A 21,313-nucleotide genomic window follows, 5' to 3' on the forward strand; every position below is an offset into this window, starting at 1 on the left:
GTAAAAAACAAACATCAAACCCAAACCAAAAAGATCAGGGCATGACAAACTAATTCGTCGACTAAATGACACACTGTTGAGTTCTCAAAAATCAGACGCACACGTGCTCGACCGTCAGGCGTTGCTCCGTGGCTGGCCTCTCAGGCACACACCGAGAAGGTGAGTCCTGCGAGAGCGTCACCCGAGGCCGGAGGCCCGACCGACCGGTCTTGCCTCCCGCCGCACCCTGGCGACGGGTGAAACCTTAGACAGCAAGAGCACCCGAACTCAAATCGGGGTCACCTCGACGCCCGCGAAGGTCTTCTTGCCCCTCCGCAGCACCAGCCAGGAGCCCCCCACCAGGTCCTCCGGGGAGGGCACCAGCTCGGGGTCCTCGACGCGCTGGTTGTTGAGGTACGCGCCGCCCTCGGCGATGGTCCGTCGCGCCTCGCCGCGGCCTTTGGCCAGGCCCGTCTCGACCATCAGGTCGACGTACGAGGGGATGTCGCCGGCCACGGTCGCGGAGCCCGCCTCACGCAGCGCGGCGCCCAGGGTCGCCGTACTGAGGGCGTGCAGGTCTCCCCCGCCGAACAGCGCCGCGGCGGCGGCCTGGACGTGGCCGGCCTCCTCGGCGCCGTGCACGAGCGTGGTGACGTGCTCGGCCAGCGCCCGCTGCCCCGCCCGCAGGAACGGCTTCTCCTCGGTCTGCCGGCCCAGCTCCTCGATCTCGTCGCGGGTGAGGAACGTGAACACCTTGAGCATGTCCACGACCTGGGTGTCGTCGACGTTGAGCCAGAACTGGTAGAAGGCGTACGGCGACATCATCTCGGGGTCCAGCCACAGCGCACCGGCCTCGGTCTTGCCGTACTTGGTGCCGTCGGGCTTGGTGATCAACGGCGTGCCGAAGGCGTGCACGTGCACGCCGGTCACCCGCCGGATCAGCTCCACGCCGCCGGTGATGTTGCCCCACTGGTCGGAGCCTCCGTGCTGGAGCGTCACCCCGTGGTCGCGGTAGAGGTTGAGGTAGTCCATGGACTGCAGCAGCACGTAGCTGAACTCGGTGTAGCTGATGCCCGACTCCAGGCGCCGCTTCACCGTGTCCCGCGCCAGCATCCGGTTGACCGGGAAGTGCTTGCCGATGTCGCGCAGGAAGTCGATCGTCGACAGGCTGGCCGTCCAGTCGTAGTTGTCGACCATCGTGGCGGCGTTCGGGCCCTCGAACGACAGGAACGGCTCGATCTGGCGGCGCACGCGGGCGACCCAGTCCTTGACGGTGTCGAGGGAGTTCAGCGTCCGCTCGCCGGAGTCCTTGGGGTCGCCGATCATGCCGGTGGCGCCACCGACCAGGGCGTACGGCGTGTGGCCGGCCTGCTGCAGCCTCCGCGCGGTGAGGATCTGGACCAGGTTGCCCATGTGCAGGCTCGGGGCCGTCGGGTCGAAACCGACGTAGAACCGCACGCTCCCGCCGCTCAGCGCGTCGCGCAGGGCGTCACGATCCGTGGTGAGCGCCAGCAGGCCGCGCCACTCCAGGTCGTCGATGAGCTGTGGGTCGGTGGTCACGCCCTCAGCCTGCCGTATGGGTGAATCCAGCGCCCACCCGGATAAGTAGGCTGGCTGGCGGTCAAGATGTGGGGGCCGGAAGGGAGTCCATGGAGATCGCAGGCAGGTACACGCTCGACCGCGAGGTCGGGCGTGGCGGCATGGGCGCCGTCTGGCTCGGCACCGACCAGGTGCTCGGCCGGCAGGTGGCGCTCAAGCGCCTGGGACTCGCTCCCGGCGGCACCCCGGACCTCGAGCGCGCCGAGCGCGAGGCCCGCCTGGCCGCGCGCCTCAACCACCCGCATGTGGTCGCCGTCTTCGACCTGGTCGAGGAGGACGACGACCACTGGCTGGTGATGGAGTACGTCGACGGCGTGACGCTCGCCGAGCTGGTGCGGCGCGACGGCGCGCTCACCCCGGACCAGGCCGCCCCACTCCTGCGGCAGGCCGCCGAGGCGCTGGCCGCCGCACACGAGGCGGGCATCGTGCACCGCGACGTGAAGCCCTCGAACATCCTGGTGTCGGCCGACGGCCAGGTGAAGCTCTCGGACTTCGGCATCGCCCGCGCCGAGCAGGACTCCTCGCTGACCCAGACGGGACTGGTGACCGGGTCGCCGGCGTACCTCTCCCCCGAGGTCGCCTCGGGCCGGACGGCCCAGCCGGCCGCCGACGTGTGGTCCCTGGGCGCGACCGCCTACCACGCGCTGTCCGGCAAGCCGCCGTACGACGTGGGCGACAACGTGATGGGCGCGCTCTACCGGATCGTGCACGAGGAGCCGCCGCGGCTCGACGACGCCGGCTGGCTGACCCCGATGCTCGAGCACACGATGGACCGAGAGCCCGACCACCGCTGGCCGATGGCCCAGGTGCGCGACTTCCTGGCCGGCGGCCCGGTCGGCGCCAGCGCCGGCGCCGCGACCCTCACCCAGGAGCGGGCGGCGACCGCGGTCACGACCCCCGTGCCCGCACCGGTGCCGGCGCCCGAGCCGGTCGGGTACGGCGGCGTGGGCGGCACGCAGGTGCTCGCGCCGACGCCCGCGGCGCCGACGCCTCCCACCCCGGTGCACCGCCGGGGACCGAGCGGCGCGATCATCGGCGTCCTCCTGGGACTCGGCGTGGTGCTGTTGTTCCTCCTCTTCGCCTGGATGTTCGGCGCGTTCGACGCCCAGGACTCCTCCGCCGGCGACTCCGGTCCCGGCGGGGGCCCGTCGTCGGAGAGCACCGGGTCGACGCCGAGCGAGCCGTCGAGCAGCGCGACCGACTCCGCCGAGCAGGAGGCCGCGATGCGGGACTTCGCGACGTCGTACGTGCAGGCCGCCGTCGACGACCCGGGGACGTCGTGGGACCTGCTGACGCCGGAGTACCAGGCTGCGAGCGGCAGCTTCGGCCAGTACAAGAAGTTCTGGGACCAGTGGGAGTCGGCCGACGTCACCGACGTCAGCGCGGACGTCGGTGCGGGCACGGTCAGCTACACGGTCAGCTACCACGGCAAGAAGGACGACGAGGGGTTCGTCGACGACGTCACCCTCGAGCTCGAGCCGAACGGTGACGGCTTCCTCATCGCCGGGGCCCGGTAGCGCCACTACGCTGGCGGCACGAGTCTCGGGGCACCGAGATGAGGTCAGCCGTGCGAGGTCCCGCCGCCGTCGCCCTGGCGGTCCTGCTCGCGCCGGGGCTCGCGGCCTGCTCCGAGGACGAGAAGGCGCCGCGTCGCGAGGCGCTGGAGTTCGGTGAGTGCGGCGAACGTGTCGACACCACTCCCGTACCCCCGGAGCGTGCCGACGCGCTGACGTTCACGTGCGCGACGCTCGACGTCCCGCTCTTCCACGCCGAGCCCGATGGCGAGCAGCTGCCCATGGCGGTCGTCCGCGTGCGCGATGCCCGGCAGCACGACCGGATCGGGTCGATCGTGCTGAACCCCGGCGGCCCCGGGAACCCGGGACTGGGGTGGATCGCGGGATGGGCGGCCCGGATGCCGGACGAGGTGCTGGAGCGGTTCGACCTGGTGTCCTTCGACCCGCGTGGCACCGGCCTCTCCGAGGGCATCAACTGCCCGGACCTGCCGAGCACCGGCGAGCCGACCCGTCGCATCGACCTGACGGTGGAGGACGACTACCAGTACGCCCTCGACCTGGTCCGGCAGGGCAGCGAGTCGTGCGCGGAGGCGATCGGCGCCGACCGCGTCCCCGCGTTCAGCACGACGGCCACCGCGGCCGACCTCGACGTGCTGCGGTCGGCCCTCGGTGACGAGCAGCTGACGTACGTCGGGTTCTCCTACGGAGCCAAGCTGGGAGCGGCGTACGCGCACCAGTTCCCCGACCGCGTCCGGGCGCTGGTGCTGGACGCCCCGTCGGACCCCCGCTCGGACTGGCTGGGCCTGATGGTCCGTCAGATCGAGGGCTTCGAGCGCGCGTTCGAGGAGTACGCCGACGACTGCCCGAACCGGCCGACCTGCGCGCGCCTGGGCGACCCGCGGGCGGCGCTCGCGACCCTCGTCGACCGGGCCGACGGCATGCCCGTCCCGAGCGGCCGCCCGAACGGCGACGTACCCATGTCAGGGATCGACGTGCTGCAAGGCACCACGGGGCTGCTGTTCGCGAGCAACCTGTGGCCGCTGCTCGACGACGGGCTGGGCGAGGCGCTGCTGGGCGACTCGGGCACGCTGCACGAGGCCATCGACCAGACCACGCACCGGGTCGCCGACGGCGATGGGCCCGACGCGTCGGAGGCGCTGGCGGTCATCAACTGCACGGACGAGGCCGGCGCCGCGACACGGGCCGAGGTGCTGGCGGCGGCCCGGGCGATGGGGCGGCGCTCGCCGACGTACGCGCCGCTCGGGTCCTGGTGGCTGATGGCCTGCCAGGGCTGGGTCCCGGACCGCGTTCCGCTCGAGCAGCCCACCGCGCCGGACGCTCCGCCGCTGCTGGTGGTGGGCACGCGGCACGACCCGGCCACGCCGTACCCGGGCGCGGTCAGCCTCGCGGAGACGCTCGGCTCCGGACACCTGCTCACGTGGGAGGGGTACGGCCACACGGCGTACCTGCGCGAGTCACCGTGCGTGGACGAGATCGTGGACGCCTACCTGCTCGAGCTCACGGTCCCGGCGGACGGGGCCCTGTGCCCGGCGTGAGGCCGGCCCGGGGGTCACGCGTCGTCCGGCTGGAGCGTGACGTCGAAGGTGAGCACGCCCTCGACGACCTCGCGGACCAGGCTTTCCTTGACGCCGAAGACCGCGTCGCTGTCCAGGTACGGCGAGTCGGCGATGAACGCGTGCGTGGTGACCGTCCGGTAGCCGGGCGCGCTGACCAGGAAGTGCAGGTGGGCGGGTCGGTACGGGTGCCGGCCGGTGCTGCGGAGGAGCTCGCCGACCGGTCCGTCGACCGGGATGGGGTAGCAGCACGGGACGATCGAGCGGAACCAGTAGCGGCCGTCCTCGTCCGCGGTGAACAGGCCACGCAGGTTGCGCTCGGGCAGGACGCCGGGCCGCTGGACGTCGTAGAAGCCGTCGGCGTTCGCCTGCCAGACGTCCACTGACGCGCCGGCGACCGGTTCGCCGCCGACACCGGTGATCCGGCCTTCGACCCGGCAGGGTTCGCCCGTGCCGTCGAGGGCGATGTCGTCGCCCAGCTCGCGTGGCGGGGACGTGACCAGGTGGAACGGCCCGAGCACGGTCTGCTCGGTGGCCGTGCCGCCGCTGCGGTGGTTGAGGGTCTCCACGAGCATCGAGACGCCGAGCACGTCGGAGAGCAGGATGAACTCCTGGCGTACCTCGTCGCTCATCTGCCCGGTGCGGGTGAGGAAGTCGACGGCCGCGGCCCACTCGCTCTCGGTGAGCTCGACGTCCTTGACGAACGCGTGGAGGTGCCGCACCAGCGAGGTCAGCACCTCGCGCAGCCGCTCGTCGGGAGTGTCCTCGAAGGACGCGGCGACGACCTCGCCCGAGCGTTCCTCGCTGAACAGCTCACCCATGTGGGGCGGGTGGGGCTCGAACCCACGACCCAAGGATTATGAGTCCTCTGCTCTGACCGGCTGAGCTACCGCCCCGGCCGGGAGCCTACCGATCGTGCACCCACGATCCGCCCAGAGTCGGCCCCGCCCGCGTCCCCCCGGTCGCAAGGGCGAGGCCGACTACTAGGACAGGGCTACCTCACTGCACCCGGGTAGGTCTACTTCTACCCCAGGTCCGACGGCGCGCTCTCTGGACACGGGAGCGGTCTCAGAGCAAGGTGGGCACCCGGTGGCCGTCCGACTCCCCCCGTGGTCGGACGGCCACCATCTGTGTCCCCGGGGGGCATGGCGGCCATGATCCGTACGTCCCCAGGGGTGGTTTCAGGTCGGGCGCGGGGTGCCACGGTGGGCCTCATGGGAAGACTTCTGGGCATCATCGTCGTCGTCTGGTTGCTGATCGGCGTCGTCGCGGCTGCACAGCGGGGGTACTTCGGCGGGGACAGCGACGTCTCCTGCAAGGAGTTCGGCGACACCGCTCTCACGATCGTGGCGGGACCGCTCAACTACATCGGCATCAACCCGAAGGTCGACTGCAGCAAGGTGAAGGCGCCGAAGCCCTCCGAGTAGGTCACACCGTGAGCGGGGGCGGCTCGGTGATGTCCAGCAGCCAGTAGGCCGCGGAGTCGCCGAACTCGACCAGCTCCTCGTCGGTGAGGTTCGTCAGGCAGCGCGCCCACGACTCGCACCGGGCCAGCTTGCCCAGCTGGAGAGCCGGGCCGAGCGCCGCTCGCAGCTCGGCGGCGGGCGTGAGGTCGCTCCACACCTCGATGGCGGCGTCGGCGACCTTCGCCAGGCGCGGGTCGTCCGGGCCGCAGTCGAGGTGGAAGCGCATCGAGCTGAGCGTGGCCAGCAGCACGGCCAGCGGGTCGCTCAGCACGGCGTCGCCGAAGTCGAAGAACAGCATCCGGTCGCGGTGCGCGAACACGTTGTTGGAGTGCAGGTCGCTGTGGTTGAGGGTGACCGGCAGGCCCAGCGCGAGCACCTGCTCACACCACCGTTCGACGTCGGGCAGCGTGGCCCGCAGCCGGGCGGCCCCCTCGGCGTCGACCCGGCGCGGGTCGCGCGCCGGCAGGGCGGCGAGCTGCTCGAGGCGCGTGGCGACGTACGTCGGCGCCTCGACCGCGCCCAGACGCGTCAGGCCCGCCCGCTCGAGGACGTCGACGTGCCCGGCGACCTCGCGCTGGAGCAGGGACGACTCACGGACGACCGCGCACCAGGACTCCTCCGTGTCACCGACGGCCTCGCGCATCACCGGCCCCTGGTCGGGCGTCATCAGGAAGCCGCGGTCGAGGTCGACGGCGGTCACCGGGACCACGCGGGGTGAGAGGCGGGCCAGCTCCTGCATGAGGGCCGCCTCGAAGGCCTGCCCGGGGCAGTTCTGCTTGGCGTAGTACGTCGCGCCGGGGGTCCTGACCCGCCACACCGCCGACCAGCAGCGGATCTTCACCTCCTCGAGGATCACCTCCTCGAGCAGGACCGACCGGCACCAGTCCTCGAGCTCGGCCGCGAACGCCGCCGACCGCCACACCGGCGACACCGGCTCGCCGCGCGTCGGCGGCGGCCAGAGGTCGTCGCGCAGATCAGGCATCGCGGCGCTGCATCTCGAGGAGCCGCTCGACGGGCCGGTACCCGAAGTCGCGGTTGGTGGCCTGCATCGCGTGGTTGTCGAGGGCGGTGTCGGTGTGGATCGCGACCCGGTCGGCGTGCTCGCGCTGGATGATCTCCAGCGTCGCGCACTTGAGGAGGGTGCCGAGGCGATGGCCGCGGTGCTCGGGCATGACGAGCGTGTCGTCCTGGAGCGCGTGCGGCTCGCCGTGGGGCAGGTAGACCTGGGTGTACCCGCCGAGCACGCCGTCGTCGCGGCGCCGGGCCGCCGCGGTGATGCCGAGGTAGCTGAGCGCGAGGCGTGCCTCGCCCGTGCGCACCCGCTCCTCGTCGACCACCACGGGGTCGAGGTCGATGTCGCCCGTCGGCACGTCGTTCTCCATCCGGGTGCGCATCTCGCAGAACGCGGCGAGGTGCTCGTCGGGGCACCGGCCCTGCCAGGTCACGACGTCGTACGCCGACCCGTCGGCCTTGGCGCGCAGCCGCTCGATCGAGCCCGCAGGCACGGGCAGGTCCAGCAGCAGGTGGTCCTCCTCGTGCACGACCTCGAAGCCGAGGCCCGCGGCGAACTCCCGCGCCGCCGACGACGTGTCCCCCGCGGGCACGTACACCTCGCCGCAGATGCTCCGCCGCCCGTCGTCGTGGCCATGGGCGACGGCGGTGTCGTGGAGGAGGGTGCCGATGCCACGGCGGCGCACGTCGGGCAGCACGTTGACCTCGAGGAAGCCGATCTGGGCGTTCTCCTGGAGCGGCGAGCCGACCTCGGCGGTGCCGACGACGCGGTCCCCGTCGCGGGCCACCCACAGGTCACGCCGGTGGTACGGGTTCGGTGTGCCGAGCGAGCTGGTCAGCTGGGTCCAGGAGCGCAGCACTGGCTGCGCGCGGTCGTGCCGCTGGGCCTCCTGCTCGACCTCCCAGAACGCGCGGAGCGTGGCCTCGTCGCAGGGGTCGACCTCCGAGATGCGGATCACCCGCGCACCCTCGCCGAACCCGGTGTCCCACGGCAACTGCAATCCGGCATGCTCGGGCCATGGAGCCTGAGCCGCTGAAGCCGCTGCCCGAGAACTGGTCCAAGGCGATCGCCATCGTCGCCCACCCCGACGACATGGAGTTCGGTGCCGCAGCCGCCGTCGCCAGGTGGACCGGCCAGGGCAAGGAGATCGCCTACGTGATGGTCACCAGCGGGGAGGCCGGCATCGACGGGATGGAGCCGGAGGAGTCTCGCCGCGTCCGTGAGGCCGAGCAGATCGAGTCCGGGCGGATCGTCGGCGTCGAGACCGTCGAGTTCCTCGGGCTGCCGGACGGGATCATCGAGTACGGCGTCCCGCTGCGCCGCACGCTGGCCGAGGTGATCCGCCGGCACCGCCCCGAGATCATCCTGACCGGCAACTTCCGCGACAGCTGGGGACCGGGTGCCCTCAACCAGGCCGACCACATCGCCGTCGGCCGCGCGGTTCTCGACGCCGCACGCGACGCCGGCAACCGCTGGATCTTCAACGACCAGCTGGTCGACGGGCTCGAGCCGTGGGGCGGGGTGGAGGCGGTGTGGGCGTTCGGCTCCCCCGCGGCCGGCCATGGCGTGGACACCACCGACACGTTCGACGCCGGGGTGGCGTCGCTGGCCGCCCACGCGGCGTACATCGATGGCCTCGGCTGGGAGAACTGGGACCCGCGCGAGTTCCTCGAGGGTTTCGGCCGGCAGACCGGCCAGCGGATGGGCGTGGCGTTCGCGACGAGTGCGGAGGTGTACTCGCTGACCTGGGGCGGGGACGACGAGTAGGGGCTGAGCAGGCGCGAACGCGACGACGGCGGGCCCGGAGGGGCCCGCCGTCGTGTGTCGCTCCCCCGGTTGGACTCGAACCAACAACCCTTCGGTTAACAGCCGAATGCTCTGCCAGTTGAGCTACAGGGGATCGCTGGGAAGCGGGCCACAGGTTAGCAAGCGCCGCAGGCCGGTGCTAAATGCCCGGCTCCATCAGGCCGACCTCGTCCTGGGCGGCGGCGAGGGCGGTCTCGGCGGCCAGCCGGACGGTGGGGTCGTCGGGGTCGATGCCCTCGTCGTACTCGTAGATCCACCGCACGGCTCGCTCGCCCCCGGCCGCCCGCCGGGCGATGACGCGGACGCCGCGGCGACCCTCGATCGGGACGTGCCGGACGAGCAGCACGCTCGCCGTGACCCGCTCGCGGACCAGCTCGAGGAGGCGGCGGGGCTCGGCGATCGCGTAGCGGTGCTCGGCGCGCGGCTCTCCCCAGTGGCCGACCTCGACCACCCGGAACTCCTCGGTGTCGCGGTCCCAGTCGGCGGCCTCGACGTCCTCCCAGGCGAGCCGCGTGCCGGGGAGGTACAGCGCCTCGCGCGTGCCGGCCAGCACCTCGCCGGTGGTCGCCTCGGTCCACGCCAGCACGCGCTCGCCTGGGGCCACCTCGACGGCGGGCCGCCTGCCGAGACCCCTCACTGCGTGCCCATCGCGAGCTCGCGGAGGGTACGGCGGTGCTGCTCGAGGGCGACGAGCTCGCCGAACATCCGGTTGTACTCGGTGGCCTGGTCGACCGGGTTCGTGCGCTGGAGGCGGGACTTCACCTCGGCGATTCGGCGCAGCGCGGTCAGCTCCTGGAGCCGGTAGACGTGGGCGGCGACGAACGCCGCGTCGGGCTCCTTGGCCGTCTTCAGCGGCTCCACGCCGAGGGCGCTGACCGCCGCTTGCACGACGGGGTCGGCCGCGTCGGCCCGGATCCGGCCGGCCCAGCCCGCGTCGGCCGCGGCGGGACCGCCGTTCTTCTCGATGAGCTCCCACACCGATCGCAGCGTGGGGTGCGTGAAGTCGTTGGCCCCGACGTCGGCGGCCGTGCGGCCGACCGCGCTCGGGTGCTGGAGCACGAGCTTGAGGGTCTCCCGCTCGAGCGCGAACCGCGGCTCACGGGGGTCCGGCAGCGCGGGCCGCTCCGGGCGCTCGGCCACCTCGACCGTCGCGCGCTCGTCGGGCCGCGGGTCGGGACGCCGGTTGGCTGCGCGGCGTACCTCCTCGCGGGCCTGCTCGATGTCCACCCCGACCATGCCGGCCAGCTCGCGCGAGAAGGCCTCGACCTTGGACTTGTCGCGGATCGAGGAGACCAGGCGGGCGCCCTCACGGACGGCGTCGACGCGACCGTCGGCGCGGTCGAGGTCGTACTTGCCGACGACGTTGCCGAGCACGAAGCGGTAGAGCGGCACGCGCCGGGCGATCAGCTCGCGCACGGCCGCGTCGCCGTGCTGGATGCGCACGTCACACGGGTCGAGGCCGTTGGGCTCGACGGCGACGTAGGTCTGGGACACGAAGTTCTGGTCGCCCGCGAATGCGCGCAGGGCGGCCTTCTGGCCGGCCGCGTCGCCGTCGAAGGTGAAGATCACCTCGCCGCGGAAGTCCTCGTGGTCGTGCAGGAAGCGGCGCAGCACCCGGGCGTGGTCGTCTCCGAACGACGTGCCGCACGTCGCCACCGCCGTCGGCACGCCGGCCAGGTGGCAGGCCATCACGTCGGTGTAGCCCTCGACCACCACCGCCTGCGACGTGCGGGCCATGTCGCGCCGGGCCAGGTCGATGCCGTAGAGCACCTGGCTCTTCTTGTAGAGCGGCGTGTCGGAGGTGTTGAGGTACTTCGCCTCGATCTTGTCGTCGTCGAAGATCCGCCGCGCGCCGAACCCGATGGTGTCGCCGCTGGCGTCGCGGATCGGCCACAGCAGGCGACCGCGGAACCGGTCGTACGCCGACCGGCCCATCGCGATGAGCCCTGCGGCGACGCTCTCCTCGTCCTTGAAGCCCTTCTGGCGCAGGTGCCGGACCAGGGCCTCGCCGTCGCGCGGCGCGAACCCGATCCCGAACTGCTCGGCGGCGGCCTGGTCGAACCCGCGCTGGCCGAGGAACTGCCGCGCGACGATCGCCTCCGGCGTCGCCAGCTGCTCGGCGTAGTAGACCTGCGCGACCTTGTTGGCCTCGATCAGCCGGCCGCGCTGGGGACCGCGGGGCCGGTCGTCGCGGGCGTCGTCGCCGTCCTCGCGCCGCAGGGTCACGCCGTACTTGTCCGCGAGCCGTTCGACGGTCTCGGTGAACGACAGCCCGTCGACCTTCATGAGGAAGGAGATGACGTCGCCGCTCTCCTGGCAGCCGAAGCAGTGGTAGAACCCGCGGGCCGGCGTGACGTGGAACGACGGGGACTTCTCGTCGTGGAACGGGCAGAGGCCCTTGAGCGAGCCGCCACCGGCCTTCCGGAGCGTGACGTAGCCGGACACGATGTCGTCGATGTGCGCCTTGTCGCGCACTTCCGCGATGTCCTCCTCACGGATCCGACCGGCCACGCGCGGAGTCTATGCCGCACCCCCGTGGCACCTACTGGGCCTGTGGAGGGCGGACGCACCCGTGCGGGTGGTTCGGGGAGCGAGGCAGGATGGAGAGGATGGATCACTCGGGATCGAGGAGGAACCCATGAAGAAGCTGTTGCTGCTGGTCGCCTTCGCCGCCGGCTACGTGCTGGGCGCGAAGGCCGGACGCCAGCGCTACGAGCAGATCATGAACGCCGCGAACCGGGTCAAGGACGACCCGCACGTCCGCTCCGCCGCGTCGACGGTGGCCGAGACGGCCAAGGAGCAGGCACCGGTCGCCGCCCACAAGGTGGCAGCCGCCGCGTCGACGGCCGCCTCCGCCGTCGCGGACCGCTCGCCGTTCGGCACGTCCCACGAGGACGAGCTCCGGGAGCAGCTCAACCCCGAGAGCACCGCGCTCCAGGACGACCCGTACCCGAAGGGCGACCTGCCCTAGCCGCTCGCGAGGCGGGCGTGCCAGGTCACCGCGCTGGCGTCGGTGAGCGACGCGACCTGGTCCACGACCGCGCGGCGGCGGCCGGCGTCGTCGGGCGCCGCCTTCCAGTCGTCGGCGAACGGCGTGTCCAGCGCGTCCGGCCCCCGGTCCTCGAGGCCGGCCACGAGCTCGGCCAGCAGCTCCCGCTGGAGCGACATGACCTCCACGCGGTCGTCGGCCCGCATCACGTAGTGCGCGGCGATCCCCTTGAGCACCGCGATCTCGTGCCCCGTCGTGGCGGGGACGGCGAGGTCCGCGGCGTACCTGACGAAGGGACCGTCGCCGGCTGAGTACGTCGCGTCCTGCACCGCGCCGCAGAAACGGCCGATGAGGTCGCTGGTGAGGTTCTTCAGGGAGGCCAGGTGGCGGCGCGAGCCGTCGTACGCCGCGTCCGGCCAGCCCTCGACCGCCCGCAGCCCGGCCAGGGCCTCGTCGAGCTCGGGGTCGGTGGCATCGGGCAGGTACCACTCCCGCACGGTCGCCCAGACGGCCTCGCGGTCCAGTGCGTGCAGGTCGATGCGTCCGGCGACCACGCCGTCCTCCACGTCGTGGACCGAGTACGCGACGTCGTCGGCCAGGTCCATCACCTGTGCCTCGAGGCAGCGGCGCCGGCCCTCGGCCGGGGCGCGGACCCAGTCGAAGACGGGGCGGTCGTCGTCGTAAACGCCGAACTTGTGCGTGTCGGCGTCGGCCAACGACCAGGGGTACTTCGTGCAGGCGTCGAGCGTGGCCCGGGTGAGGTTCAGTCCGACGGAACCGTCGGGTCCGAACGTCTTGGCCTCGAGCCGGGTGAGCAGCCGGAAGGTCTGGGCGTTGCCCTCGAACCCGCCGCACGCCTGCGCGAACTCGGCCAGCACCCGCTCGCCGTTGTGGCCGAACGGCGGGTGGCCCAGGTCGTGGGCGAGCGCCGCCGTCTCCACGATGTCCGGTTCGCAGCCGAGCGCGCGCGAGAGGTCCCGGGCGACCTGGGCGACCTCCAGGCTGTGGGTCAGCCGGTTGCGCACGAAGTCGTCGCTCTGCGGGCCGACCACCTGCGTCTTGGCCGCCAGCCGCCGCGAGGACGCCGCGTGCACCACCCGCGCCCGGTCGCGCTCGAACGGCGTGCGCTCGGGAGCGACGACCCGCTTGGGCGGCTCGGCGACGTACCGCTCATGGTCGGCGGCGGCGTACAGAGTCATCCCCTTCATTGTGGGGCGACCCTAGAGGTCAGTAGACGCTGACGTGCACGTGGTCGTCGTGGTTGGCCGTGGCCGATCCGCGGCTCGCGAACAGCCGCCAGCCCTCGGCCGCGCGCACCGGCGTCCAGATGTGCTGGCGCCAGAGGATGTCGTAGATGTGCAGCTCGGAGGCATGCGCGCGGAGGAAGTCCGCGATCGCGGTACCGAGCACGACGTCGCTGGTCATGATGTCGAGCGCGCGGCCCGACGAGTGCTCGCCGTGGTTGTCCCACCCGCCGTACGTCGTGATCTGCGGGAAGGCGTGGCACACGGACCGGTAGACGTAGACGGCGTTGGAGGTGAGGCCGTTCTCGACGCTCGGGTCCGGGCACGGCGCCATCGAGAGGCCGGCGCCGACGCCCAGAGGCTTGTCCTGGCTGAGGTACCCGTCGGTGACCCACCGGCTCTTGCCGTCGACCACGATCTCGACGCGGTCGCCGGCCTTGCGGCCGGTGACGAGCACCTGCCGCGACGCGGCGACCTCGCCGACCTGGACGGCGCCGTCGCCGGACTCCGTCCAGAGGTTGAGGGGAGCCGTGGTCCAGAGCTTGTCGCCGTTCTTCAGGGCCCGGCTGACCGCCTCGGCGGTGGCGGCCAGGGCGCCGTCGGCGCGGGCCTCCTTGACGAGGGCCTTCTTGTCACGCTGGGTCGTGGCCCGGGAGGCGGAGCGCGAGACGACGAAGCGGTCCGAGGCGTCGGCGGAGGCCGTGGCCGAGAACGGCGTGCTCACGTCGGCGGCCACCAGACCCGCGGTCATGGGGGTGGCGGACAGCACGCCGAAGGCGACGACGGAGCCGGTCGCGGTCAGGGCGATGCCGGCGGAGACCTTCTTGCCGGTGGAGATCCTGGTGCTCGTGAAGCGGGCGAAGAGGGCGCGGGCATCGGTGTCCCGCTTGTGGCGATGCTCTGCCACAGCGCTGATCCTTTGCTGGTAGACGTCAGGGGGACGAGTCCGCAACCCCGCGAGAAGCTAGTTGATAACGAAACGGACACGAAGCCGCGAGTCAAGCACACATCTCAGGGGGTGTCTCAATCTCGACCCCTTTCGGTGACAATGATCCCGGTCACGTCGGGCCGGTGCACGACTGGCGTCAATTCGACATTGTCATGATGTCAGATTGATGTCAGAGTGACCGCATGACGTCGCAGATCTCGGCCCGGCTCGCCCGCCTCCGGCGAGGCTATTCCCTGCTGCTGCGGCTGCTCTGGGCCTGCTCGCCCGCCTGGACCGTCGCGGGCGTGGTGACGTCACTCCTGCAGGCCGTGGCCGCGATCGGCGTGATGATCGGCTCCGGGCGCCTGCTGCAGAGCCTGGTCGACGGCGACCTCGACCGCCTGTGGCTGACGGTCACGCTGGTCTCGCTGCTCGTCCAGCCCGTGGCCACCGCGGCGATCGACGTGGTCGGCAGCGTGGAGCAGGGCCGCGCCACGCCTCTGCTGCTCGAGCGCGTCGCGACCCTCGCCTCGCGCCCGCACGGCATCGAGCACCTCGAGGACGCCGACGTCCGCCAGTCGATCGACGCGGCGATCGAGGAGATCAACCAGCAGTACTTCCTCGGCGTCCAGTCGACCTGGCAGGTCCTGGGCTACCGGCTCTGGGGCCTGGCCGCCCTGGGCGTGCTCGCTGCCTGGTCGTGGTGGGTGGCGCTGCTGGCGCTGGCCGGCACGTCCCTGCTCAACCTGACCTGGTCGGCGTACTCCCAGCAGATCTTCGAGGACATCTTCCGCGACCGGACGAGGCGTCGCTCGACGTGGTACCGCAACCTGCTCGTCGACCACGAGAGCGCCAAGGAGATCAGGCTGTTCGGGCTGACCGACTTCGGGCTGGCGCGGATGACCGCGACCTGGCGCGAGGCCATGGTCGTGATCTGGGAGGGACGCCGGCTCAAGCGGCGGCCGATCTGGTTCGCCCTCGTGCTCATGTTCGCGGCGTACGCCGTCGCGCTGTCCGCCCTCGCTCACGACGCGTGGGTCGGCGCGATCTCCACGGCCGTGCTGCTGTCCTCGGCCCAGGCGCTGGTGCAGCTGGAGGGTCTCGGGATGCTGGGCGACAACCAGACGATGGTCAACCGGCAGATGGCGCTGCTGCTGGACCTCGACGACCTGGACGCGCGGCTGCCGGCCTCGACCCCGGCGTCGGACGGCGTCGGGCACGGGGCGGCCGCGGTCAGCCTGCGCGGCGTGCGGTTCACCTACCCGGGCCGGACCGAGCCGACGTTCGACGGGCTGGACCTGGACATCGCGCCGGGCAGCAGCGTGGCGGTGGTCGGCGCCAACGGGGCGGGCAAGTCGACCCTGATCAAGCTGCTCTGCGGGCTGCACCGGCCGGAGTCCGGCACGGTGCTGGTCGACGGCGGGGACCCCGGGGTCGACGACCGGCTGCGGCGGCGGGTGGCGGTCATCTTCCAGGAGTTCGTGAGGTACCAGCTCCCGCTGCGCGACAACGTCGCCCTCGCCCTGCTCGCTGACCGGCTCGACGGCTCGCGCGGCCCCGACGTCGAGGCGGCGGCGGCGCGCGCCCTGCACGACGCCGTCGGCGACCCGGTGCTGCGCCGGGTGGGCTCGTGGGACCGCGTGCTGTCGGCGGAGTACGACGGCGGCACCGACCTCTCCGGAGGCCAGTGGCAGCGGGTGGCGCTGGCCCGCGCCCTCGCCGCCGTGGACGCCGGGGCCGGCGTGCTGGTGCTGGACGAGCCGACCGCCGCGCTCGACGTGCGGGCCGAGGCCGAGCTCTTCGACAGCTTCCTGGAGGTCACCCGCGGGATGACGACGATCCTGGTCAGCCACCGCCTGTCCAGCGTCCGGCACGCCGAGCGGATCGTCGTGCTCGACCACGGCCGCATCGTGGAGGACGGCACGCACGAGGAGCTGGTCGCGCACGGCGGCAGGTACGCCCGGATGTTCGCGCTCCAGGCCGAGCGGTTCGCGATGGCCGGCGCCGGCGCGTCCGAGGAGGCGGCGTCGTGAGGTTCCTGCGCTCGCTCGCCCTGCCCGTCGGCGCGGCCTGGCAGCTGGACCGCCGGGCGGCGCTCGTGGCCTTCCTCGAGGTGGTCGGCGCCGTGCTGACCAACCTGATGCCGCTGGCCTTCGGCCTGCTCGTCACCGGGGCGGCCACCCAGGAGATGACGCCGCTGGTGGCCGGCGCGGCCCTGGCCCTGGCCGGGCTCGGCGTGGTCCCGTACCTCACCACGGTCGGCGTCGAGGCCCGGCTGCGGCTCAACGAGCTGGTCGGCCACGAGTTCGACCGCCGCGTGGCCCGGCTGGTCGCCGCCGTACCGACCCTCGACCACCTCGAGTCCCCGACGTTCCGCAACGAGGCGCAGATCGTCACCGAGCGGCAGGGCTCGCTGGGCGGCGCGTACAACAGCTTCGTCAACGCCCTGCGGCAGCTGGCCACGCCGGTCGTCACGCTGGCCGTGGCCATCTCGGCCGACGCGCGCCTGCTGTGGCTGCTGCCCGCCTCGGTCCCGAGTCTGCTGGTGGGACGGTGGCTGATCCGGTGGGACGCGACGGCCGAGGAGGACGGTGCCGAGCCGGGCCGGCTGACCCAGCACCTCGTGGGGCTGGCCGTCGAGCCGGGGCCGGCCTCCGAGCTGCGCGTGCTGGGTGCCCGCTCGGTCGTGGCTCGTCGGTTGCACGCCGCGGGCTGGGCCTGGCGCCGGCCGCACGTGCGCGCAGAGGTGCTCAACAACGTGGCCAGCACGGCGTGCGGGCTGTTCTACCTCGGGGCCGCCGCCGTGGTGCTGACGCTGATCGCGCGCGACGCGGCGCGGGGCGACGTACCGATCGGTGCCGTGGCGACCTCGGTCCTGGTGATCGGGCAGCTGCAGGGCGTGGTGGCGTCGCTGCGCTGGTTCGTGCACATGATGGCCCAGGTGGCGCGGACGGTCGGTCGCTACCAGCGGCTGGAGGCGGGCGTCGCCGCGGCACGTTCGCTGGACGGCACGGGAGCGCCGCCGTCACGGCTCGTGCACGGGATCTCACTCCGGGGCTTGGGATTCACCTATCCCGGCGCGACCTCGCCCTCGCTGGAGGACGTGACGCTGGACCTACCGGCCGGCTCGGTCGTCGCGGTTGTCGGCGAGAACGGCGCCGGCAAGTCCACGCTGGTCAAGCTGCTCACCGGGCTGTACCGGCCCTCGTCCGGGCAGGTGCTGGTCGACGGGGTGGACCTGGCGTCGCTCGACGGCGATGCGTGGCGGCTGCGGTGCGCCGGCGCGTTCCAGGACCACGTCAACCTCGAGCTCGTCGCCCGCGAGGCGATCACGACCGGCGACCTGCCGGCGCTGGACTCCGACACCCGCGCGCACGAGGCCCTCTCCGACGCGGCGGCCACGGACGTGCTATCGGCCCTGCCGGCCGGCCTCGGCACGCAGCTCGGCACCAGCTGGGACGACGGCACCGAGCTCTCCGGCGGCCAGTGGCAGCGGCTGGCGATCGCCCGCGGCATGATGCGCCGCCGTCCGCTGCTGCTCGTGCTCGACGAGCCCACGTCGGCGCTCGACCCGGCGACCGAGCACGCCTTGTTCGAGGGGTACACCGACGCCGCTCGTCGGGCCGGTCGAGACGGCGCCATCACCGTGCTGGTGACCCACCGCTTCTCGACGGTGGCCGCGGCCGACCTGGTCGTCGTACTCGCCGATGGTCGCGTCGCCGAGGTCGGCTCGCACGCCTCGCTGATGGCGGCCGGCGGCGGGTACGCCGAGCTATACGGGCTGCAGGCCCGGGGGTACGCCTGAGGTTTGGCGTCGTTCCTGGCGCTTTGGCGCCGTTGCAACGACGCCGAACGTCAGGGATACCCGCCCGAGCGGGTATCCCTACCCGCCGGTCGTCTCGTTGGAGTCCTCCTGCACGTGGGCGCCGGCGCCGTCGACGTCGTCGAGCCAGCCCTCGGGGAGCGCGACCTTGGTGCGCGGGGAGCCCTGGCGGCCACGGGGGTGGCCGAGCTCGGAGACCGGGAACGGCTCGGACGGGTCGAGCTCGTCGAGCAGCCGTTCCAGGGAGGCCAGCGAGTCGACAAGGGCGAGGGAGTGCCGCAAGGTACCTCCGGCGCGGAAGCCCTTGAGGTACCAGGAGACGTGCTTGCGGAACTCCTTGCAGCCGCGCTCCTCCCCCATGTGCTCGCTGAGCAGCTCGGCGTGGCGGCGCATCACGTCGCGCACCTCACCGAGCGACGGGAGGACCGGGGCCGAGGGACCAGAGGGCGCGAACGCCGCGGCCAGGTCGCGGAACAGCCACGGCCGGCCGAGGCACCCACGACCCACGACCACCCCAGCGGCTCCGGTCTCCGACACCATCCGCACCGCGTCGCCGGCCTCCCAGATGTCGCCGTTGCCCAGGACGGGGATCGAGACGTGGTCGACGAGGTTCGCGATGGCCGACCAGTCGGCCTCGCCCGAGTACGACTGCGCGACCGTCCGCCCGTGCAGCGCGATCGCCGCGCAGCCGGAGTCCTCGGCGATCCGGCCGGCGTCGAGGTAGGTCACGTGGTCCTCGTCGATGCCCTTGCGGGTCTTCATGGTGACCGGCACGTCGTACGGCGTCGCGGCGCCGACCGCCGCGGTCAGGATCTCGGCGAGCAGCCCCCGCTTCCACGGCAGCGCGCCCCCACCGCCCTTGCGGGTCACCTTGGGGACCGGGCAGCCGAAGTTGAGGTCGATGTGCGCGACGCCGTACTCGGCGCACAGGATCTCGGCGGCCTTCCCGACGTACACCGGGTCGGTGCCGTAGAGCTGCACGGACCGGACCTTCTCCAGGTCGTCGAAGACCAGCATGTTCAGCGTGGTCTCGTCGCGCTCGACCAGGCCACGGCTGGTGATCATCTCGCAGACGTACAGTCCGGCACCCTGCTCCGCGCAGAGGCGGCGGTACGCCGCGTTGGTGATGCCCGCCATCGGCGCGAGGACCACGGGGGTCTCGACGGTCAGCGACCCGAGGGTCAGCGACGTGGGCAGGGCGGGCACGTGCCCATTGTCCGGTGGTGGCGGCGGACGCCGAAATCAGCCGCGTGGCTTCTTCTTCGGCTTCGGCGGCTGCTCGACCTCGCCGACCCAGGTGATCGGGTTGAACTTCGCGCTCGGCCGGAAGGTGACCGAGGTCAGCCGGCCGTGCTTCGGCACGAGGTAGACCAGGCAGGCAGTCGCCTTGTCGCCGGTCGCGAAGGCGTCCGGCAGCGAGGGGCTCGGGCAGGGTGTGAAGTCGGTCTTGAACGCGTTGGACTCGACCAGCGTGGTCGGGCCGGATGCGACGTACAGCGGGATGCGGGTGCCGCCGAGGTCGGTCTCCCCGAGGTTGGCGGCGGAGACCGTGACGTAGAACAGCGAGGAGGTCCGCCCGGCGGCGTCGAGCTGCCAGTCGGCGAGCGCCTTGATCGGCGCGCGCTGGAGCCGGCGTACCTTCAGCGAGAGCACCGCGACCTCGCCCTTCGCCGAACCGCTGCCGATGCGCCACGCGACCACCGCGGTCTCCCCCACCCCGAGCTCGCTGCCCTGGTCGGTGAGCTGGACCCCGGCGGGCACCGGGAGGTACGGCGGCGGGATGCCGTCGTCCGGGTCGTCGGTGGCCACCGGCGTACCGTCCCCGGAGGCGCCCGACCCCCCGGACGAGTCGTCGGGGCCCGTGCACGCGCCGAGCAGCAGGACGGCCGCGGCGAGGAGCGCGCCGACCCTCCCGAGAGACGTGCGCAGCGACATCCGGGTCAGCAGCCGACGAGACGCTCGGCGAAGTACCCCGTGACCTGGTCGATCGTGATGCGCTCCTGCTTCATGGTGTCGCGCTCGCGGATCGTGACGGCGTGGTCCTCGAGGGTGTCGAAGTCGACCGTGACGCAGTACGGCGTGCCGACCTCGTCCTGGCGACGGTAGCGGCGGCCGATCGCGCCGGAGTCGTCGAAGTCGACGTTCCAGCCGAGGTGGCGCAGCGACGCGGCCAGGTCCTTGGCCTTCGGGCTGAGGTCCGCGTTGCGCGAGAGCGGCAGCACCGCGACCTTGATCGGCGCCAGCCGCGGGTCGAGCTTGAGCACGACGCGCTTGTCGACCCCGCCCTTGGTGTTGGGCGCCTCGTCCTCGGTGTAGGCGTCCATCAGGAACGCCATCATGGCGCGGTTCGGGCCGAGCGCCGGCTCGATGACGTACGGCACGTAGCGCTCGTTGGTGGCCTGGTCGAAGTACGACAGGTCCTGGCCGGAGTACTCGCTGTGCTGGGTCAGGTCGAAGTCCGTGCGGCTGGCGATGCCCTCGAGCTCCTCGAACCCGCGCTCGGAGAACCCGAAGTCGTACTCGATGTCGACGGTGCGCTTCGAGTAGTGGGAGAGCTTCTCCTTCGGGTGCTCGTAGTGCCGGAGGTTCTCGGGGTTGATGCCCAGGTCGGTGAACCAGCGGGTGCGCTCGTCGATCCAGTACTGGTGCCACTCCTCGTCCTCGCCGGGCTTGCAGAAGTACTCCATCTCCATCTGCTCGAACTCGCGCGTGCGGAAGATGAAGTTGCCGGGCGTGATCTCGTTGCGGAAGCTCTTGCCCATCTGGGCGATGCCGAACGGCGGCTTCTTGCGGCTGCTGGTGACGACGTTCGCGAAGTTGATGAAGATGCCCTGGGCGGTCTCGGGCCGCAGGTAGTGCAACCCGGACTCGTCCTCGATGACGCCGAGGTAGGTCTTCAGCATCATGTTGAACTGGCGCGGCTCGGTCCACGTGCCGCGGTTGCCGCAGTTGGGGCAGGGCACCGACTCGTTGAGGTCGACGGTGTCGGGGTCGTCGATGCCCTTCTTGCCGGCGTACTCCTCCTGGAGGTGGTCCGCGCGGAACCGCTTGTGGCACGACTGGCACTCGACCAGCGGGTCACTGAACGTCTTGAGGTGACCGCTGGCCTCCCACGTGCGGGTCGGCAGGATGACGCTGGAGTCCAGGCCGACGACGTCGTCGCGGGTGGTGACCATCGCGCGCCACCACTGCTTCTTGACGTTCTCCTTGAGCTCGACGCCGAGCGGGCCGTAGTCCCAGGCACTGCGCGTGCCGCCGTAGATCTCACCGGACGGGTAGACGAACCCGCGTCGCTTGCAGAGGGAGACGATCGTGTCGAGCAGGGTGCCGGACGATTTGCTGGCGGTGGCCACGGGGGAGCTCTCCTGGGTCTGGCCGG

The 21,313-nt window shown here is 72.0% G+C and carries 18 protein-coding genes and 2 tRNA genes; 7 read left to right on the forward strand and 13 right to left on the reverse strand.

All coding sequences use genetic code 11. The features are described from left to right. Positions 1-267 precede the first annotated feature (267 nt). A complete protein-coding gene (gene tyrS, locus ISU07_RS00005; RefSeq protein ID WP_194704715.1) occupies positions 268-1,539 on the reverse strand; it encodes a tyrosine--tRNA ligase in 1,272 nt (423 codons plus the stop codon). Positions 1,540-1,628: 89 nt separating this feature from the next. Between tyrS and ISU07_RS00010 the strand changes: the two genes are divergently transcribed. Together ISU07_RS00010 and ISU07_RS00015 are read left to right on the forward strand one after the other, a co-directional pair. After that, entirely contained in the window at positions 1,629-3,095 is a 1,467-nt protein-coding gene (locus ISU07_RS00010) for a serine/threonine-protein kinase (RefSeq protein ID WP_194704716.1), read from the forward strand. Between the two features lie 50 nt (positions 3,096-3,145). Further along, on the forward strand, positions 3,146-4,648 hold the full coding sequence (locus tag ISU07_RS00015) for an alpha/beta hydrolase (RefSeq protein WP_194704717.1): 1,503 nt from the start codon (positions 3,146-3,148) through the stop codon (positions 4,646-4,648). A gap of 14 nt (positions 4,649-4,662) precedes the next feature. Here the strand turns inward: ISU07_RS00015 and ISU07_RS00020 are convergent, their stop codons facing one another. Both ISU07_RS00020 and ISU07_RS00025 read right to left on the reverse strand, forming a co-directional pair. Further along, positions 4,663-5,487, reverse strand: a complete 825-nt coding sequence (locus tag ISU07_RS00020; RefSeq protein WP_194704718.1) for a dioxygenase family protein — start codon at positions 5,485-5,487, stop codon at positions 4,663-4,665. Between the two features lies 1 nt (position 5,488). Further along, positions 5,489-5,562, reverse strand: a tRNA-Ile gene (locus tag ISU07_RS00025). 318 nt (positions 5,563-5,880) lie between these two features. Between ISU07_RS00025 and ISU07_RS00030 the strand changes: the two genes are divergently transcribed. Next, positions 5,881-6,093, forward strand: a complete 213-nt coding sequence (locus ISU07_RS00030; RefSeq protein ID WP_194704719.1) for a hypothetical protein — start codon at positions 5,881-5,883, stop codon at positions 6,091-6,093. Between the two features lies 1 nt (position 6,094). Here ISU07_RS00030 and ISU07_RS00035 read toward each other — a convergent pair whose 3' ends face one another. Together ISU07_RS00035 and ISU07_RS00040 are read right to left on the reverse strand one after the other, a co-directional pair. Continuing rightward, a complete protein-coding gene (locus ISU07_RS00035) occupies positions 6,095-7,114 on the reverse strand; it encodes an aminoglycoside phosphotransferase family protein (protein WP_194704720.1) in 1,020 nt (339 codons plus the stop codon). After that, positions 7,107-8,102 carry a GNAT family N-acetyltransferase gene (locus ISU07_RS00040; RefSeq protein WP_194704721.1) on the reverse strand — a complete coding sequence of 332 codons (996 nt, stop codon included), beginning with the start codon at positions 8,100-8,102 and terminating at the stop codon, positions 7,107-7,109. Before ISU07_RS00040 ends, ISU07_RS00035 begins: the two co-directional genes overlap by 8 nt. Positions 8,103-8,161: 59 nt before the next feature. Here ISU07_RS00040 and ISU07_RS00045 point away from each other — a divergent pair, with 59 nt between their 5' ends. Beyond that, positions 8,162-8,911, forward strand: a complete 750-nt coding sequence (locus ISU07_RS00045) for a PIG-L deacetylase family protein (protein ID WP_194704722.1) — start codon at positions 8,162-8,164, stop codon at positions 8,909-8,911. 60 nt (positions 8,912-8,971) lie between these two features. Here the strand turns inward: ISU07_RS00045 and ISU07_RS00050 are convergent. From ISU07_RS00050 to dnaG, 3 genes are all read right to left on the reverse strand, one after another. Further along, positions 8,972-9,044 (reverse strand) — tRNA-Asn (locus tag ISU07_RS00050). A gap of 45 nt (positions 9,045-9,089) precedes the next feature. After that, positions 9,090-9,587, reverse strand: a complete 498-nt coding sequence (locus ISU07_RS00055) for a hypothetical protein (RefSeq protein ID WP_194704723.1) — start codon at positions 9,585-9,587, stop codon at positions 9,090-9,092. Next, positions 9,584-11,461 carry a DNA primase gene (gene dnaG / locus ISU07_RS00060; RefSeq protein ID WP_194704724.1) on the reverse strand — a complete coding sequence of 626 codons (1,878 nt, stop codon included), beginning with the start codon at positions 11,459-11,461 and terminating at the stop codon, positions 9,584-9,586. The genes ISU07_RS00055 and dnaG overlap by 4 nt, the downstream gene beginning before the upstream one ends. A gap of 127 nt (positions 11,462-11,588) precedes the next feature. Here dnaG and ISU07_RS00065 point away from each other — a divergent pair, with 127 nt between their 5' ends. Beyond that, on the forward strand, positions 11,589-11,921 hold the full coding sequence (locus ISU07_RS00065; RefSeq protein ID WP_194704725.1) for a hypothetical protein: 333 nt from the start codon (positions 11,589-11,591) through the stop codon (positions 11,919-11,921). On the opposite strand, the gene ISU07_RS00070 is transcribed toward ISU07_RS00065, so the two are convergent. Both ISU07_RS00070 and ISU07_RS00075 read right to left on the reverse strand, forming a co-directional pair. Next, entirely contained in the window at positions 11,918-13,138 is a 1,221-nt protein-coding gene (locus ISU07_RS00070; RefSeq protein ID WP_194704726.1) for a deoxyguanosinetriphosphate triphosphohydrolase, read from the reverse strand. The genes ISU07_RS00065 and ISU07_RS00070 overlap by 4 nt on opposite strands. A gap of 28 nt (positions 13,139-13,166) precedes the next feature. Further along, positions 13,167-14,090, reverse strand: coding sequence for a mucin-2 protein (locus ISU07_RS00075; protein ID WP_194704727.1), 924 nt, complete (start codon positions 14,088-14,090; stop codon positions 13,167-13,169). Between the two features lie 224 nt (positions 14,091-14,314). Here ISU07_RS00075 and ISU07_RS00080 point away from each other — a divergent pair, with 224 nt between their 5' ends. Together ISU07_RS00080 and ISU07_RS00085 are read left to right on the forward strand one after the other, a co-directional pair. Beyond that, the gene (locus ISU07_RS00080) at positions 14,315-16,144 is read left to right on the forward strand and encodes an ATP-binding cassette domain-containing protein (RefSeq protein WP_194704728.1); all 1,830 of its coding nucleotides are present in this window, start codon (positions 14,315-14,317) and stop codon (positions 16,142-16,144) included. Then, complete coding sequence (locus ISU07_RS00085) at positions 16,141-17,916, forward strand: ABC transporter ATP-binding protein (protein WP_194704729.1); 1,776 nt, start codon at positions 16,141-16,143, stop codon at positions 17,914-17,916. Before ISU07_RS00080 ends, ISU07_RS00085 begins: the two co-directional genes overlap by 4 nt. 78 nt (positions 17,917-17,994) lie before the next feature. Here the strand turns inward: ISU07_RS00085 and dusB are convergent, their stop codons facing one another. The 3 genes from dusB to ISU07_RS00100 are packed head-to-tail and all read right to left on the reverse strand — an operon-like array spanning position 17,995 to position 21,287. Then, positions 17,995-19,140 carry a tRNA dihydrouridine synthase DusB gene (gene dusB / locus ISU07_RS00090; RefSeq protein ID WP_194704730.1) on the reverse strand — a complete coding sequence of 382 codons (1,146 nt, stop codon included), beginning with the start codon at positions 19,138-19,140 and terminating at the stop codon, positions 17,995-17,997. Positions 19,141-19,176: 36 nt separating this feature from the next. After that, the gene (locus tag ISU07_RS00095; protein ID WP_194704731.1) at positions 19,177-19,869 is read right to left on the reverse strand and encodes a hypothetical protein; all 693 of its coding nucleotides are present in this window, start codon (positions 19,867-19,869) and stop codon (positions 19,177-19,179) included. Positions 19,870-19,874: 5 nt separating this feature from the next. Continuing rightward, entirely contained in the window at positions 19,875-21,287 is a 1,413-nt protein-coding gene (locus ISU07_RS00100; RefSeq protein ID WP_194704732.1) for a glycine--tRNA ligase, read from the reverse strand. Positions 21,288-21,313 lie beyond the last annotated feature (26 nt).

Source organism: Nocardioides islandensis (assembly GCF_015352455.1).
GTDB classification, from domain to species: domain Bacteria; phylum Actinomycetota; class Actinomycetes; order Propionibacteriales; family Nocardioidaceae; genus Nocardioides; species Nocardioides islandensis.